Annotated in this window: 13 protein-coding genes; 5 read left to right on the top strand and 8 right to left on the bottom strand. The window is 30.4% G+C overall.

Translation table 11 applies throughout. The features are described from left to right. Positions 1–57 precede the first annotated feature (57 nt). Both ACFQZW_RS11130 and ACFQZW_RS11125 read left to right on the top strand, forming a co-directional pair. The gene (locus ACFQZW_RS11130; protein WP_298263334.1) at positions 58–690 is read left to right on the top strand and encodes a DUF5020 family protein; all 633 of its coding nucleotides are present in this window, start codon (positions 58–60) and stop codon (positions 688–690) included. Between the two features lie 14 nt (positions 691–704). After that, a complete protein-coding gene (locus ACFQZW_RS11125) occupies positions 705–2,000 on the top strand; it encodes an NCS2 family permease (protein WP_298263333.1) in 1,296 nt (431 codons plus the stop codon). A 77-nt stretch (positions 2,001–2,077) separates the two neighbouring features. Here ACFQZW_RS11125 and ACFQZW_RS11120 read toward each other — a convergent pair whose 3' ends face one another. After that, on the bottom strand, positions 2,078–3,295 hold the full coding sequence (locus tag ACFQZW_RS11120; RefSeq protein ID WP_298263331.1) for a uracil-xanthine permease family protein: 1,218 nt from the start codon (positions 3,293–3,295) through the stop codon (positions 2,078–2,080). Positions 3,296–3,878: 583 nt separating this feature from the next. Between ACFQZW_RS11120 and ACFQZW_RS11115 the strand changes: the two genes are divergently transcribed. From ACFQZW_RS11115 to ACFQZW_RS11105, 3 genes are read left to right on the top strand one after another with little or no spacing between them, the layout of a single operon-like run. After that, the gene (locus ACFQZW_RS11115; protein WP_298263329.1) at positions 3,879–5,435 is read left to right on the top strand and encodes an acyl-CoA carboxylase subunit beta; all 1,557 of its coding nucleotides are present in this window, start codon (positions 3,879–3,881) and stop codon (positions 5,433–5,435) included. A gap of 10 nt (positions 5,436–5,445) precedes the next feature. Continuing rightward, positions 5,446–5,628, top strand: coding sequence for a hypothetical protein (locus ACFQZW_RS11110; protein ID WP_298263327.1), 183 nt, complete (start codon positions 5,446–5,448; stop codon positions 5,626–5,628). 26 nt (positions 5,629–5,654) lie between these two features. Then, complete coding sequence (locus ACFQZW_RS11105; protein ID WP_372800315.1) at positions 5,655–7,556, top strand: pyruvate carboxylase subunit B; 1,902 nt, start codon at positions 5,655–5,657, stop codon at positions 7,554–7,556. 82 nt (positions 7,557–7,638) lie between these two features. On the opposite strand, the gene ACFQZW_RS11100 is transcribed toward ACFQZW_RS11105, so the two are convergent. Genes ACFQZW_RS11100 through ACFQZW_RS11070 form a run of 7 tightly spaced genes read right to left on the bottom strand, consistent with a single transcriptional unit; the run spans position 7,639 to position 16,427 of the window. Beyond that, positions 7,639–9,897: a TonB-dependent receptor gene (locus ACFQZW_RS11100; protein ID WP_386783011.1), complete on the bottom strand. Its 2,259-nt coding sequence runs from the start codon at positions 9,895–9,897 to the stop codon at positions 7,639–7,641. A 41-nt stretch (positions 9,898–9,938) separates the two neighbouring features. After that, positions 9,939–10,268, bottom strand: a complete 330-nt coding sequence (locus ACFQZW_RS11095) for a hypothetical protein (protein ID WP_386783009.1) — start codon at positions 10,266–10,268, stop codon at positions 9,939–9,941. A 35-nt stretch (positions 10,269–10,303) separates the two neighbouring features. Beyond that, positions 10,304–10,489, bottom strand: coding sequence for a YgaP family membrane protein (locus tag ACFQZW_RS11090; RefSeq protein WP_298263322.1), 186 nt, complete (start codon positions 10,487–10,489; stop codon positions 10,304–10,306). A gap of 16 nt (positions 10,490–10,505) precedes the next feature. Next, complete coding sequence (locus ACFQZW_RS11085) at positions 10,506–10,811, bottom strand: hypothetical protein (RefSeq protein ID WP_298288372.1); 306 nt, start codon at positions 10,809–10,811, stop codon at positions 10,506–10,508. A 7-nt stretch (positions 10,812–10,818) separates the two neighbouring features. Beyond that, positions 10,819–14,010 carry an efflux RND transporter permease subunit gene (locus ACFQZW_RS11080; RefSeq protein WP_386783006.1) on the bottom strand — a complete coding sequence of 1,064 codons (3,192 nt, stop codon included), beginning with the start codon at positions 14,008–14,010 and terminating at the stop codon, positions 10,819–10,821. A 2-nt stretch (positions 14,011–14,012) separates the two neighbouring features. Beyond that, positions 14,013–15,083 carry an efflux RND transporter periplasmic adaptor subunit gene (locus tag ACFQZW_RS11075; RefSeq protein WP_386783004.1) on the bottom strand — a complete coding sequence of 357 codons (1,071 nt, stop codon included), beginning with the start codon at positions 15,081–15,083 and terminating at the stop codon, positions 14,013–14,015. A gap of 33 nt (positions 15,084–15,116) precedes the next feature. Continuing rightward, positions 15,117–16,427 carry a TolC family protein gene (locus ACFQZW_RS11070; protein WP_386783002.1) on the bottom strand — a complete coding sequence of 437 codons (1,311 nt, stop codon included), beginning with the start codon at positions 16,425–16,427 and terminating at the stop codon, positions 15,117–15,119. Positions 16,428–16,501 lie beyond the last annotated feature (74 nt).

Below are 16,501 nucleotides of genomic sequence, written 5' to 3'. Positions count from 1 at the left end.
TATAGTGTTTTATATGGTATTTTTGTTCTTTTATTTAAATATTCAACACAACACAAAATGAGAAAACTAATTACTTTAATTACAATTTTTGTAACAGCAGCTGTTACTGCACAAAACTTACAACTTCATAGAGATTTTGAAAGAGGCCATTTTACAACCACATTTGAATACTTTAAAATGGATAAATATGGTAACACTTTTACCTTTATTGATTTTGATTATAATTCCGCTATTGGAACAAGTGCTGCCTATTATGAGATAGCTCGTGTTTTAAAAACAGAAAAAATGCCAGTGGGATTGCATGTAGAATATAATGCCGGAAATTCCAATCAATTTAGTTATAATGAAGCTTGGATTTTTGGAGCTAACTATTCAAAAGGAAATGCGAAATGGGGATTTTCAACATACGCAGGTTATAAAGCTTTTACTGGAGCAAATAAAGGAAACTTTCAAATTACAGGAACTTGGTATGTTCATTTAATTGAAAATAAATTGACATTTTCTGGATTTGCAGATCTATGGTCTGAAAATGGATTGTCCGAAAAAACGGTATTTTTATCTGAGCCACAATTATGGTATCATTTAAATAAAAGTTTTTCAATTGGAAGTGAAATAGAGTTAACAAATAATTTTGCTTACGAATTTGAATTTAATGTGAGACCTACTCTAGCTATTAAATGGAATATATAATCTAAACTAAAATTATGTTAGACAAATTTTTTAAAATCACGGAAAATAAATCAACCTTAAAAACAGAAATAATTGCTGGGATAACCACTTTTATGACAATGGTTTATATTTTAGCAGTAAACCCTGGAATTTTAAGTGAAGCAGGTATGGATAAAGATGCTGTTTTTACTGCAACAGCCTTATCTGCGGTTATAGCAACTCTAGTAATGGCTTTGGTGGCTAAGCTGCCTTTCGCATTAGCACCAGGAATGGGTTTAAATGCTTTTTTTGCATTTACTGTTGTACTTGGAATGGGGTATTCTTGGCAATTTGCATTAACAGCAGTATTTTTAGAAGGAATTATATTTATTCTATTAACAGCGTTTAACATACGAGAATTAATTGTAAATTCAATTCCGCTTAATTTAAAACATGCAGTTTCAGTTGGAATAGGGTTATTTATTGCTTTTATAGGGTTAAAAGGAACAGGTTTAATAGTTGATAATCCAGCAACATTAGTTAGTTTGGGAAGTATGAAAAACCCAAATGTATTAGTTGGTTTGGCTGGGGTTTTAATTATAGGAATTTTGTTAACTAAAAAAGTAAAAGGAGCAATTTTATTAGGTATTTTAATTTCAACAGTTATAGGGTTATTTGTTGGAGTTACAATAATTCCTGAAAACTTTAGCATTGTAAGTTTACCACCATCAATTGAACCTATCTTTTTTAAATTTGATTTCTCGCAAATTTTTACTTTAGACATGCTAATTGTGTTATTTACATTTTTATTTGTAGATATGTTTGATACGGTTGGAACTTTAGTTGGAGTTTCATCAAAATCGGGAATGTTAGATAAAGAAGGAAAAGTGCCTAGAGTAAAACAAGCTTTATTCGCAGATTCTATAGGGACTTTTGTTGGAGCAATTTTAGGAACTTCAACAGTTACAACTTATGTGGAAAGTGCTGCAGGTGTAGCCGAAGGAGGTAAAACGGGTATGACAGCCTTAACGGTAGCTGGAATGTTTGCTTTGTCTTTATTTTTTGCGCCATTATTTATGATTATTCCAGCAGCTGCTACAGCTCCAGCTTTAATAATTGTTGGGCTATTTATGATTTCTCCAATAATGAAAATTGATTTAAATGATTTTACGGAAGCTATTCCTGCATTTTTTACCATTATAATGATGCCTTTGACCTATAGTATTGCTGAGGGAATTGTTTTTGGAATGCTTTCATTTGTATTGTTAAAATTACTTACAGGAAGATATAAAGAAGTAACACCTATTATGGTTGTAATAGCAATATTATTTATTATTAAGTTTTTTGTTTAAACTACTTTCAAAGTTATCCTAAATAAAAAGCCCTCTTTTTAAAATTAAAAGAGGGCTTTTTACAAAGTAAATTTAAACTACTTTTTTGTTGGTTTAGGTTTTGGTAAAATTAAGTTTAAGATTACTCCAACAACAGAGGCTAATCCTATACCAGCTAATGTAAAGTTGTCATAGCCAATTTGAGCTCCTCCAATACCAACGGTTAAAATAATAGACACAATCACTTGGTTTCTGGTCACTGAAAAATCTGTTTTTGCTTCAATTAAAGTTTTAATACCAATACTTGCAATCATTCCAAAAAGCAATAACATGATACCGCCTAAAACAGCTTGAGGAATTGTTTTTAAAATAGCGCTAATTTTTCCTATTAAAGAGAAAATAATTGCGGTTACAGCAGCTATTCTTAATACCCTAGGATCTACAATTTTTGTTAAAGCAACAGCGCCTGTTACTTCTGAATATGTTGTATTTGGTGGACCGCCAAAAAAGCCTGCAAACGCTGTTGCAATACCATCTCCTAATAGTGTTCTGTGTAAGCCAGGATCCTTAACAAACTTTTTGTTTGCTACTCCACTAATAGCATACATATCTCCAATATGTTCAATTATTGGAGCTATAGCTACAGGAATCATATATAAAATTGCTCCCCAGTTAAATTCTGGTGTTGTAAATTTTGGTAGTGAAAACCAAGCAGCTTCATTCACTAAAGAAAAATCAACTTGCCCCATAAAAATTGAAATTAGGTATCCAACAATAATTCCAATAAATATGGGTATTAGTTTTAAGAGCCCTTTGGCAAAAGAAACGATAATTATGGCGGTTGCTAAAACAACAATAGCGATAAGCCAGTTGGTTTTAGCCATATCTACGCCAGCGGTTGCAAGTGATAAACCAATAATCATAATTACTGGACCTACCACCACAGCAGGAAAAAGTTTTTCAATGATTCTTAGTCCCCATAATTTAATGATGGTCGAAACAATGCTATAAACAATTCCAACCGCAATAATTCCACCTAAAGTTCCAGGGTATCCATAAAGTTTTGTAGCAGCAATAATAGGGGCGATAAAAGCAAAGCTACTACCTAAAAAAACAGGAACTTTTCCTTTCGTTATTAGGTGAAAAATAAGGGTTCCAACTCCTGCAGTAAATAATGCTACTGCAGGGTCAATATCAATTAATAGAGGAACCAATACGGTTGCGCCAAATGCCACAAATAAAAATTGAACCCCAATAACAATTCTTTTTGTAGTGTTTGAAGTATCGGTTAAAGTTTGGTTTTGTGAAGATTTCATATAGGTTGAAAATTTAATTTTGCTAATTTAATTCAAATTGACAAAGCGATGTATGCTTAATGAAGAAAGAATATAGAGAAATGATAGATTTAGAATCATTCTAAAAAAAAATGAAATAATAAAAATGATTTTATATGCAGAAATTATATGAAAAAGCTTAAAATTTTTATTAAAAGTCATATGTTTTTAATAAAAATAAGAAGATGTAAAATCAATAATAAAAGAACAATTTTTTTCTTCGAAAACGTTGTAAATGGCGCTTTTTTTTAGGTGAAAAAATTATCCTTTTTTAGACTAAATAAACTCTTTCTTATATAAAATAAAAAAATAGCTTTAAATTTATTTTTGTTAAAATAATAATAAATACGCTTTATAATTGTTTTTTGTTAAAAAAACAATTATAAATACAGGTATTTTTAAGAAATTATCAATTATTTAATTGAATTAAATTTGGTGAAAAAATCTATTGAATGAATCTAAACTGACGTTTGTAAGCTTTTTTTTATAAACTAAATGATAACTTTGTTACAAACGAAATTCTTAAAAATGAATTATTAAAAATTTTAGATAAATAATAAGTAATATGAAAGTTGCTGATAAAATATCTCATTTAATTGCTAAACGTGAAAAAGTAGCCTTAATGGGAGGTGAAAAAAGAATTGAAAACCAACATTCTAAAGGAAAGTTAACAGCTCGTGAGCGGTTAAACCTTTTATTTGATGAAGATAGTTTTCATGAAATAGATTCACTTGTAAAACACAGATCTGTAAATTTTGGTATGGAAGCCATTGAAATAGAATCGGATGGTGTTATAGTTGGTTACGGTTTAATCAATGGAAGAACAGTATTTGCATATTCACAAGATTTTACATCAAGAGGAGGTTCTTTAGGAGAAATGAATGCTTCTAAAATTTGTAAAATTATGGATTTAGCTATTAAAGCTGGCGCCCCTATAGTTGGTTTAAATGATTCCGGAGGGGCTAGAGTTGAGGAAGGAGTTGATGCATTAAAAGGATATGGCGATATTTTCTTTAGAAACTCGAGAGCTTCAGGAGTGGTACCACAAATTTCAGCAATTATGGGACCTTGTGCTGGAGGAGCTGTTTATTCGCCAGCAATGACAGATTTTGTTTTTATGGTAAAAAAGCAAAGCCATATGTTTATTACCAGTCCTTATGTAATTAAAACAGTTACTGGTGAAGAAACTACATTTGAAGATTTAGGTGGTGCAATGGTGCACAATTCAAAAAGTGGTAATGCTCATTTTGCTTGTGAAAGTGATGAGGACTGTATTGAGCAGATACGAGAACTGTTAGATTATTTACCAAATAATAATATGGAAAATGCTCCAGTTTTAGACATGGAGGATGATCCAAAAAGATCTTGTGATTTATTAGATACTTTAATACCAGATGATTCTAAGATGCCTTACGATATGAAGGTGGTTATTGAAGAAGTTTTAGATGAAGGAGAGTTTTACGAAGTTCATGAATATTTTGCAGAAAATTGTATTGTTGGTTTTGGAAGACTTAATAATAGATCTGTTGGTGTAATAGCAAATCAACCTATGTTTTTAGCGGGTTGTTTAGATATAGATGCATCTGATAAAATAAGTAGATTTATGAGAACTTGTGACGCTTTCAATATTCCAATAATAACTTTTGTTGATGTTCCTGGGTACTTGCCTGGAGTTCATCAAGAATGGAATGGAATTATTAGACACGGAGCAAAATTACTATGGAGTTACTCTGAAGCTACAGTGCCTAAATTAACAGTTGTTGTTAGAAAAGATTATGGAGGTGCTTATTTAGCAATGAGTTCTAAACATCTGGGAGCAGATATGGTTTTTGCTTGGCCAACTTCTGAAATAGCTGTTATGGGAGCTAAAGGAGCAGTTGAAGTAATTTCTAATTATAAAAAAGAAATTAATGATGCAGAAGATAAAGCAGCAAAAACACAAGAAAAAATAGAGGAGTATGAAACTACATTTAATGTACCTTATTTAGCAGCTGAAAGAGGTTATATTGACGAGGTAATTTTACCAAGTGAAACTAGAGAAAGACTTATTTCAGCATTAGAAGCTTTAAGTTCTAAAAATGAAGTGCTTCCACCAAAAAAACACGGAAACATCCCACAATAATTTTATAATTATGACTTTAACTGAAAAAAAGAAACGCGCAGCGATAATAGCAGTAGGTTATTATATGCAAACCCAAAACACCAATACCAACTTATCCAACGATAAATGGGGAAAAATGGGAATAAGTAGAACAATTCATGATAGAGAAATTCTACAGCGTAAAGGTAAAACTATTGGAATTAAAGTTTTTTAATGTAAACTATTTAAATTTAATTGAAAATGAAATTTGACAACCACGGAATATTAAAAATGGCACCCATTGATTATAGTGCTAATAGAGTAAAAGCTGAAAATCCAATCAAAATTCAAGATTTAAGCTTTCGTGATGGACATCAATCGTTATTTGCAACAAGAGGTAGAACTGAAGATATGATTCCACTTGCTGAGCAAATGGATGAAATAGGTTTTCATGCAATGGAAACTTGGGGTGGAGCAACTTTTGATACCATGCATAGATATCTTGGAGAAGATCCTTGGGAAAGGTTAAGAATTCTGAAAAAATACATGCCTAAAACACCATTTTTTATGTTGTTAAGAGGTCAAAATGTGGTAGGATATAGAAATTATGCTGATGATGTTGTAGAAAATTTTGTTCAAAGAGCTTGTGATAATGGTGTAGATATATTTAGATGTTTTGATGCTCTTAATGATTATAGAAACTTTGAAACTGCGGCTAAAGTTGTTAAACAAAATAAAATGCACTTTCAAGGAACCATCTGTTATACATTAACTGAACCAAGAATGGGTGGTAAAATTTATAACTTAGAGTACTATGTTAATAAGGCTAAAGAATTAATAGATTTTGGCGTTGATTCAATTTGTATAAAAGATATGGCAGGTTTAATTGCTCCATATGATATTTACAATTTAATAGTTGAATTAAAAAAAATAACAGACATTCCTTTAAATCTTCATACACATTTTACATCAGGTATGGGAGATTTAGCAATTTTTAAAGCCATTGAAGCAGGCGTTGATATTGTGGATACTTGTATGTCTCCTTACGCTTATAGAACTTCACATGCTGCAATTGAACCTTTAGTTATTTCTTTATTAGGAACCAATAGAGATACTGGTTTTGATATTCAAAAATTATCAAAAATTAGTGCTCAAATGGAAGAAATAATTCCTAAGTATAAACATTTAGCAAACAATCCTAAATACTCAATTATTGATACGGATGTAATTTTACATCAAACTCCAGGAGGAATGTTATCTAATTTAGTAAATCAATTAAAAGCAATGGATTCATTAGATAAGCTAGATGATGTGTTTAGAATGCTTCCAAAAGTACGAAAAGATTTAGGGCAAATTCCATTGGTAACTCCTACCAGTCAGATAGTTGGTGTTCAAACAGTTAATAATGTTTTATTTGATTCTTACGAAGGAGAATATTCAAGGATAACTCAAGAAGTGAAAGATCTTTGCTATGGTTTGTATGGTAAAACAACCAAACCAATTAATGAGGAGCTTAGAAAAAAAGCTTTAAAGGATTACCCAAGAGGCGAGCAACATATTGAATGTAGACCAGGAAGTATTTTAGAACCAGAAATGAATGCTGTTAAAGAAAAATCTGATGGTTTGGCTAAAGACATTGATGATGAATTAATTTTAGCACTATACCCTGTTACTGGAAAAAGATTCTTAAAGTGGAAATATGGACTTGAAGATAAGCCTAAAGATGTAATTCCTAAAACACTTGAAGATGTTAAAAAAGAAAGTGATTTAATAGCAAAAGCATTAGCAGGAGAACTTACTGCAGGTAAAAAGTCTAATGGACAAATGCATGAGATGGAAGTAATTGTTGATGGAGAAAAGTTTAATGTAGCCATTCCTAATGCAAAAGGAAGTGTTAGACCAGCACGTAAAAAGAAAGAAAGTAAAGAGAATAAAGGAAAAAATACGGATGAAAAAGCGGTATTATCTCCAATTCCAGGTATGATTGTTGAATACAAAAAGAAAAACGGTGATAAAGTTAAAGAAGGTGAAGTTGTTGTAGTTCTTGAGGCTATGAAAATGATGAATAATTTTGAAGCAAATAGAGATGGTGTATTGTCAGGAATCAATTATGATTCGGGTGATTCAGTTGCTAAAAATGACGTACTTTTTGTAATAGATTAAGATAGACTTTTATTTACATAAAAAAAGGAGTTTAGAATAATGATTTTCTAAACTCCTTTTTTGTTTCATTAAATAAAACTATTTAAATATTAAATTGAATTCTTGCTATAAAATTTCTTCCAATATTATTAAATTCATTCACTTTTAAGCGTGAAAGATGAGAGATATATGAAGTATTAAATAAGTTATTTACATTCAAACTTAGATCTAATGAAATTTTAGAAAGCTTTATTTTTCCACCCATACCAACATTTACAAGGTTGTACCCATTACTTGTAGTTTCGAACTCACTAATTTTATCTTGTTTAAAAGTGCTTTCTAAAGAAATAGAAGTAAATCCGTTTTTCAACCATTTATTTATGTCGTACTCAGCTCTTAAAGTATTTGTCAATTTGTGAGCCGGAATTAAAGGTAAATACGCTTTATTATCTTGTTTACCTATCACAAACTCAAAACTACTGTGTAAATGTAGCCAATCTATTGGGTGTGGATGTAAATGTGCTCCAAATTCACCTCCATAAAGCTTGGCATCATCTTGAATGTATTGGTAAATAGCAAACTCTTCTTCAAAATTACCAGTAGGTGAAATAAAGATATAATTGTTTATGCGATTGTAAAATCCGTTTGCAAATATTTCAAAATGTTGCGAATCATATTCAAATGAAATGTCTGACTGAAAATTTCGTTCACTGTTTAAATCATTATTTCCAATTTCAAACCTATTTGAGCCGTGATGTACTCCATTTGAAGTCAATTCAGCAAGGTTAGGGGCTCTAAATCCTGTAGCAAAATTAATTCTACTTATTATTTTGTTGAATAGTTTTGTTTTATACCCTAATGAAGCGGTAAAATTTTCAAATGTTTTATCAATTGGATCAAAAATATGCTCTTCATCTTCATGTAAAACAATATGTTTTTCAGTTTTTAAAGATCTAGTATCAAATCTAATTCCTCCCTGAATACTGTGCTCTTTCCAATTATAAAAGGCAGTAAAAAAAGATCCAAAATCATTTAAAGTTGCATTGGGAATTAAAATTTCTTCACCAAAATTATCATTTTTTTGGTGTAATCCTTGAAAACCTAGTATGGTTTCAAATTTATTTAGCTTAGGTAAATGCCATTTAACATCATAACTATATGTATGTAATTTTAAAAATAATGATGGATGAAGAGGTTCATCATGTTCTTCATCTTCATGAGTAGCTTCTTCTTCATGATGATGTTCTTCAAATTCTTTTCTTTCATTTAAAGTATACCCAAAAGTGCTAGTTATTTTTGAATTAGATAGAAAAAAATTATTAGACCAACTAAGCATTTTAGTTGTTAAATCTTGATAAGGCAATAGTGGTGTTTTATGGTTGTTTTGTATTCCAATTTCTTCAGGAATACCCACTTTGGTTGAATTGTAATTGAAACGTAAGGTGCTCGAAATAAAATTACTGTTAAAGCCAATAGCACTATTAAAAATAGTTTCATTAAATCTGGTATTGGTAATTCTAGTGTTGTTAGGTGTTTTATAATCACTATGAGAGTTTCTAGAACCATTGGCTAAAAATTTCCAAGAATCGTAAGATTGTTTAGCTCCGAAAGTAGTATTTGTTCCTTGAGTATTTGAATGATAGGATTGATTATAGGTAAAGTCAAATGAATTAGCATCAGCGAATTTTAGAGGATTGAAATATATAACACCTCCCAATGCATCGGAACCATATAATAGAGACGCAGGTCCTTTAATAACTTCCACACTTTCAATACTAGATTCATCAATTCCTAACCCATGTTCATCCCCAAACTGTTGATTTTCAAGTCTTATTCCTTGAGAGTAAACGAGTACCCGATTACCTCTTAATCCTCTAATAATAGGTTTTCCAATTCCAACACCTGTAGAAACTTGTGAAACTCCAGCAATGGTGTTAAGTCCATCCATTAAAGTAGCAGCACCTTTATGTTGTAGTTGTTGGATGCTGGCTTTTTCTACCTTCATTACATTTTCAGATTGTAGCTTGTTAAATGGAGTAGCAATAATAATTTCTTCCATTTTAAATACTGCTTCTTCTAAAGTAAAATTAAGTATCATTTCACTTTTATCAAAAGTGACTGTTTTAGATTGTGTTTCAAATCCAATATAAACTGCCGTAATTTTGATGGGAATATTTGGTAAATTTTTTAATTCATAATAACCATTTTCATCTGTAGAGGTTCCTTTTTGTAAGTCTTCTATATAAATTTGAACCCCTAATAATGGTTCGTTTTGGGTAGTTTTAATAATGCCCGATATTTTATTTTGAGCTTGTGCAACAAACGCCATACCTATAAATAGGTAGCTTAAATATATTTTCATATTTTAATAATTTTTATTTATGGATACTAATTTTAGATCAGCTATAAAATCATTAAAAAAGGAGGAGCTCTAGAAGATTTATGTTGAATATTTGTTGAAGAAAAGCTTTCTTCAGAGCAATAAATAGAACTGTTATTTATTTGTTTATCAACTAATTTATGAGTTGACGAAAAATCTATAGCATTGGAGTTTATCTTGAAATGAAAAACTGAGCAATCAATTTCGTGAGTATCAAAATGAACGATATTTTGAGCATTACAAACATGATGACTATGGTTTTCAAAAGAATGTATAAACTGTACTGCAAAGGGAAGCAGTACAGCTATAATTAATACTTTTGAGATGATATGTTTGTAAAACTGTTTAATCACAAATTAGTTTAAGGCTACAAACTTACAAAAGTTTGTTAATCTTTAATGCCAAATTTTTCTAAAATCACTTCAAGCAAACACCATTTAGTTATAGATGATTGCAATAAATTAACGCCTACAAATGCAGTAAACCACAACCAATTTAAATTTACATATAATGCAAGTATTAAACTTATTAAAATAAAGCTTCCTGCAAATGCTCTAACAATTCTTTGTTTCATTTTCTTATTTTTTTAATTATATAGATTGTTCAATATTAAGTACAATTGCTTTCACTGGGTTTTTTGAAGTATTATTTGAGTTGAAAGTTTCAACTTCATTTAGCATTTTAGCTATTAATTCTTCAGATGTAAATGTGAAAAACATTTTAGAATCAAAGGTATCTCTATGAGATGAAAACCAATTATCTTGAATATTTGTTGGTAGTTGAAGTTTATGACCTTGTATATCCAAAGTGCTATATACTTCAATTTTTGATTTTTTGAAAAGTTTACAAATGTTCTTTTCAAACTCCAATATACTTGTTATTATTAATAATTTCATTTATTACTTAGTTTTGATGTTTGTGTTTTTCTGTCATATAATATACTAATGGTACCACCAAAAGAGTTAAAATTGTAGCAGTAATTGTTCCTCCCATTAAGGAAATTGCTAAACCTTGGAATATTGGGTCAAATAAAATGACAAATGCTCCAATTACTACTGTCCCAGCAGTTAATAAAATTGGAGTAGTTCTTACTGCTCCAGCTTCTATTACAGCTTGTTTTAAAGGAATCCCATCTTCTAAACGTAGTTCAATAAAATCTATTAATAATACTGAATTCCTCACCATGATACCTGCTAAAGCAATCATACCAATCATTGAAGTAGCAGTAAAAAACGCACCCATTAACCAATGACCTACTATAATACCTACAAGAGATAGTGGAATGGCAACAAGCATTACCAATGGTGCTTTAAAATTTTGGAACCAACCTACAATCAATAAATAAATTACAAAAATAGCTACAGCAAAGGCAGCACCTAAATCTCTAAATACTTCATAAGTAATTTGCCATTCACCGTCCCATTTTATAGTATAATTATCTTCGTGTGTAGGTTGCTGATTAAATGCTTCATTTAGAGAGTATCCCTCAGGAATAGTTATTTCGTTTAATCTATCACTCATATTTAAAATTCCATAAACAGGGCTTTCTAATTCTCCAGCCATATCGGCAAGAACATACACTACGCGTTTTTGATTTTTTCTATAAATAGCTTTATCAACAATTTTTTGTTCAACTTTTATTAAATCTCCAACAGGAATAGCTATTCCCATTTGTGAAATAACTTTTAGTTGTTTGAGGTCATTAATAGATGATTTTTCTTTTTCATCAATAGCTAAAACCACTCCAACTTGGTCATTGGCAGTTTCTTTGTATAAAGTTGAAATAGGCTGCTCTGAAAGAGCCATTTTTAGAGTTGCTACAACCTGTTGGGGTGCAACTCCATTTAGCATTGCTTTTTCTTTATCAACAACAAAATTAAATTCTTTTTGGTCTGCTTCAATCATATCATCAACATCAACAATATCACTTGTTGAAGACACAATTTGTCTGAGTTGTTTGGCTATTTTTATCTGCTCTTTGTAATCTGGTCCATAAACTTCTGCAACAATTGTTGAAAGCACAGGTGGTCCAGGAGGTACTTCAACTAATTTGATATTAGCATTGAATTTTTTTCCAATTAATTGAATATCAGTTCTTAGTTTTTTTACAACATCATGACTTTGTTCTGAGCGTTGAGATTTATCAATTAAGTTCACTTGAATGTCGGCAGTATTAGATCCTCCACGTAAATCGTAATGACGAACCAAGCCATTAAAGGTAATAGGTGCAGAAGTGCCTACAAAACTCTGATAGTTATCAACTTCAGGTCTTTGAGATAAATAATTTGCAATTTCTCTAGTTACTGCTGATGTTTTTTCAAGTGTTGTACCTTCAGGCATATCTATTACAACTTGAAATTCATTTTTATTATCAAAAGGCAACATTTTAACTGCTACACCTTTGGTATAAAATAAAGCCATTGAACCCAACAGAAGTAGTGTTGTAAAGCCTAAAAAAGCCCAACGTTTTTTTCTGTTTTCAATGAGAGGTTTTTCAAATTTATTATAAATTTTATAGATTTTAGAAGTTTCTAAACCTTGTTCTTCTTTTTCTTCTTGTTTGTCTTTTTCTCTTAAAATATAATATCCTAAATATGGAGTAATTGTTAAGGCTACAAATAAAGAAATAATCATAGCTAGCGAAGCTCCTATTGGCATTGGACTCATATATGGTCCCATTAAACCAGATACAAACGCCATTGGCAGTACAGATGCGATAACAGTAAATGTTGCTAAAATTGTTGGGTTACCAACTTCATTAATAGCATATAATGCAGCTTGTTTAAAAGGCAATCGTTTCATTTTAAAATGCCTATGCATATTTTCGGCAATAATAATGGAGTCGTCAACCACAATACCCGTAACAAATACTAATGCAAATAAGGTAATTCTATTTAAGGTGTAATCTAGCATATAATAGCTAAATAGAGTCATAGCGAAAGTTATAGGTACAGATAAAAACACTACCAATCCACCACGCCATCCCATAGCTAGCATAACTACTATGGTTACAGCAATAATAGATCCAAACAAGTGCATTAATAATTCTGATACTTTGTGTGAAGCTGTTTCACCATAATTTCTAGTAACAGTCATATGCACATCATCAGGAAGTAGGTTTTGTCTTAAATGCTCAACCTTTTCTAATATTTTTTCAGAAACTTTCATAGCATCAGCCCCTTTTCTTTTTCCTACAGAAATAGTTACTGCAGGGTATTCTGAGTGGTAGGTGTTAGAAAGTTCATTGGCTTTTCCGTAACCAAATGAAACATACTCTTTAGGTATTTCAGGTCCATCAGTAATAGTTGCTATTTGTTTAAGGTATATTGGCTTATTTTGTTGTACTCCAACAACTAAATTTTCAACATCTTTTACATTGCTTAAAAAATTACCAGTATTTATTAAATATTCTGTATTGTTTTGATCAAAACTACCTGAATTTAATTGTTGATTATTGACTTGAATTTTTTGAGTAATACTCAACAAATCTAAGCCGCTTTCTGCCATTTTATCTTTATCTAAAATCACACGAACTTGACGATTTCTACCTCCAATTTTTTTGGTAATAGCAACATCATTTATTTTTTCAATTTCACTAGTTAATTCACTAGCAATTTGTTTCAATTGGTAATCGTCATAATTTTCACTCCATAATGTTAACGCAAGCATAGGTACATCATCAATAGCTCTTGTTTTTACTAAAGGAATTGAAACTCCCTGAGGCATTTGATCCATATGCTTCATAATTTCGTTATAAAGCTTTACAAAAGAACGTTCAATATCTTCTCCTACATAAAATTGAACAATTAGCATAGCTTGTTCATTCATTGAAGTAGAGTACACATATTCTATTCCTTTGATATTAGAAACAATTTTTTCTAATGGTTTAATAACTCTAGACTCAACCTCTTGAGGGCTTGCGCCAGGATATTGTACAAAAATATCAGCTATAGGTACATCAATTTGAGGTTCTTCTTCTCGTGGAATTAAAAACGAACTATATATACCAATAACCATAAACATAATCATTAGTAAAACAGTAAGTTTTGAATTCATAAATACTTTGGCAATACTACCAGCTAATCCATCTTTCATAATTATTGAATTTGAAGTTTAGCACCATTTGTTAATTTACTTTTTGAAGACACTACAAATTGTTCGTCAACTGATAAGCCAGATAAAATTTCTGTTTTATCACCAAATTGTCTTCCTAAACGTAACCAACGTAATAAAGCTGTATTATTTTGACCAACTACATAGACTCCGGTTAGTTCACCTTTGTGAATTAAAGCATTTGTTGGAACTAATATTTTTGATGCAGTTGTGGTATTTTCTGTAGGAAACTGAATAGATGTAAACATCCCGGATAATAAATTAACTTCAGATTTATCTAACACTACTTTCACCAAGTACTGTCCTCCAGTATTTTTAGTTGAGGTACTTACTTCTGTAACTTTACCAGTTAGCTTTTGGTTGGTAGATTTTACAATTACTTGTACTGTAGTTCCAGTTTTTATACTTGTTATTTCAGATTCTGGAACCATTGCAATAACTTGAAAATTAGTTGGATTTTCAATACTTAACAAAGGTATTCCAGGGGTCGCCAGATCTCCTTTGTTAATAAATTTACCTGTAATTACACCGCTAAATGGAGCAGTAATATTTGAATAAGATAATTGTGCATTTACTTGATTTTTCATTTGATTAGCAGCTTCTAAGCGTGCTTTTGCCATTTGAAAGTTAGCAGTTATGTCATCCATTTCTTTTTGAGAAGCACTATTGGTTTCGAATAAAGATTTAAATCTATTATAATCTTTTTCAGCATTTTTATAAGCTGCAGTTGCTTCTGTAATTGAAGCATTGATTTGAGCTTTTTGAGCGGCAATATCTGCACTGTTTATGCTAATTAACAACTGTCCTTTTGTAACTTTTTGACCAACATTTACATGAATTTTAGTTACAAATCCCATCATTCGTGTACTAATATTTGCATTTTGTACGGCTTCAATTTTTCCACTTGCAGTAATAAAAGTTCCGTTTTCTGTTGAAGGAGTGCTAACAATTACACTTACGGTAGGTCTGTTATCTACAGTTTCTTTTTTACTTTCACCACAACTTGTTGTAACTATTAGAGTTAATATGGCTATAATTTGTATGGTATTTTTCATTGAGTGTATTTTTTAGAATAGTAATTTTTTAATTTATTTTGTTAAAAAAGCGACATAAGCTTTTGTGAAATTATAATTGTATACAGTTTGAAGATATTCTAATTCTTTTTGAAGATATTTTGTTTCTGATGTTAATAAATCAGACGATTTTTCTAATCCTTGCTTAAATCTATTTGTTCTAATGCGTAAGGCTTCTTTAGATTGTTCAACAGCCAAACTTGTTAATGCTAATTGATTTTCAATGTCTTTTAATTGTCTTTTAGCTTTATTATATTCTAACTGACTTTGATTTTTATATTTTGTTAAGTTAATTTCGGCTTTATCTAATTCAGCTTTACTTTTTTGGGTTTTACCTATACTTTTAAACCCATCAAAAACATTCCAAGATAATTGGGCGCCTATTAAATAACCTTTGGCATTGGTACCTAAAAATTTATCATCATATAGTTCATAAGTTCCAAAAGCATTTAATTTAGGTAAATAGCTTGCTTTATTAGCCTTGTGCATATTACTATAAGCTTCAGTACTTTTAGTCATCGCTTCAATATCAGCTCTGGTATTTGATAATTCATCGCTATAAATACCTAAATTAATTTCAGCAATTAACATGTCTGAAGGAACTAATGTTGAATTATTAGTTTCTCCCATTAAAAACCATAGATAATCTGAAGCATTTTTTACATTACTAGTTGCTTGTTGTAGTTTGTTTATAATCTCATTCACATGAACTTCTACTAATAAAATATCAGCTTTTTGAAGATAGCCTTGTAAAAAGTTATTTTCAGCAATTTTTTTATTTTCTAATGCAGCTTCTTTCGCCTTTTCTAAAACTTCAACAGCTTTATATGCAACTTGTAATTGCATATATGCTTTGGTAACTTCTAATTGAATGTATTCTTTTGTTCTTGTGCCTTGCAATTCAATAGCTATCATTTTTGCTTTTGCAGCCTTTCTCATAAAAATACCATCTGCATTAAAAATTGGCTGTTGCACTTCAATTTTAGTAGTGAAATTTTTTATTTCATCTGGATCATTTAATAATGTTGGATTAAAATCAGCCTGAGTTAAAATTTCTTGATTCAATTTAGAACCAAATGCCATTAAAGGATTAGTTGTGGAAATACCTGTGTGTGAAATGTTAACATTAGGCAATAAAATTGAATTTGTTTGGTTGTACTCTGCTTTAGCAATAGTATAATCTTTTTCTGAAATTTTAATGGTTTGATTGTACTCCTCAACTTTAGAAATAATTTCATTTAAAGAAATAGAAACTTTTTCTTGCGCATTGATGAAGAAGCTATTAAAATTTAAAAAAAGAAATATGAATAGATATTTTCCTCGCATAGTTTTTGTTTTTTAGTTTATGCAAAAATACTTGAGGTGAAAAGGGTAGACCGTAATAAACATTACAAACATTT

This window comes from Lutibacter aestuarii (genome assembly GCF_042676885.1).
GTDB lineage: Bacteria > Bacteroidota > Bacteroidia > Flavobacteriales > Flavobacteriaceae > Lutibacter > Lutibacter aestuarii.
This window is presented reverse-complemented; position numbering and strand designations above follow the sequence as displayed.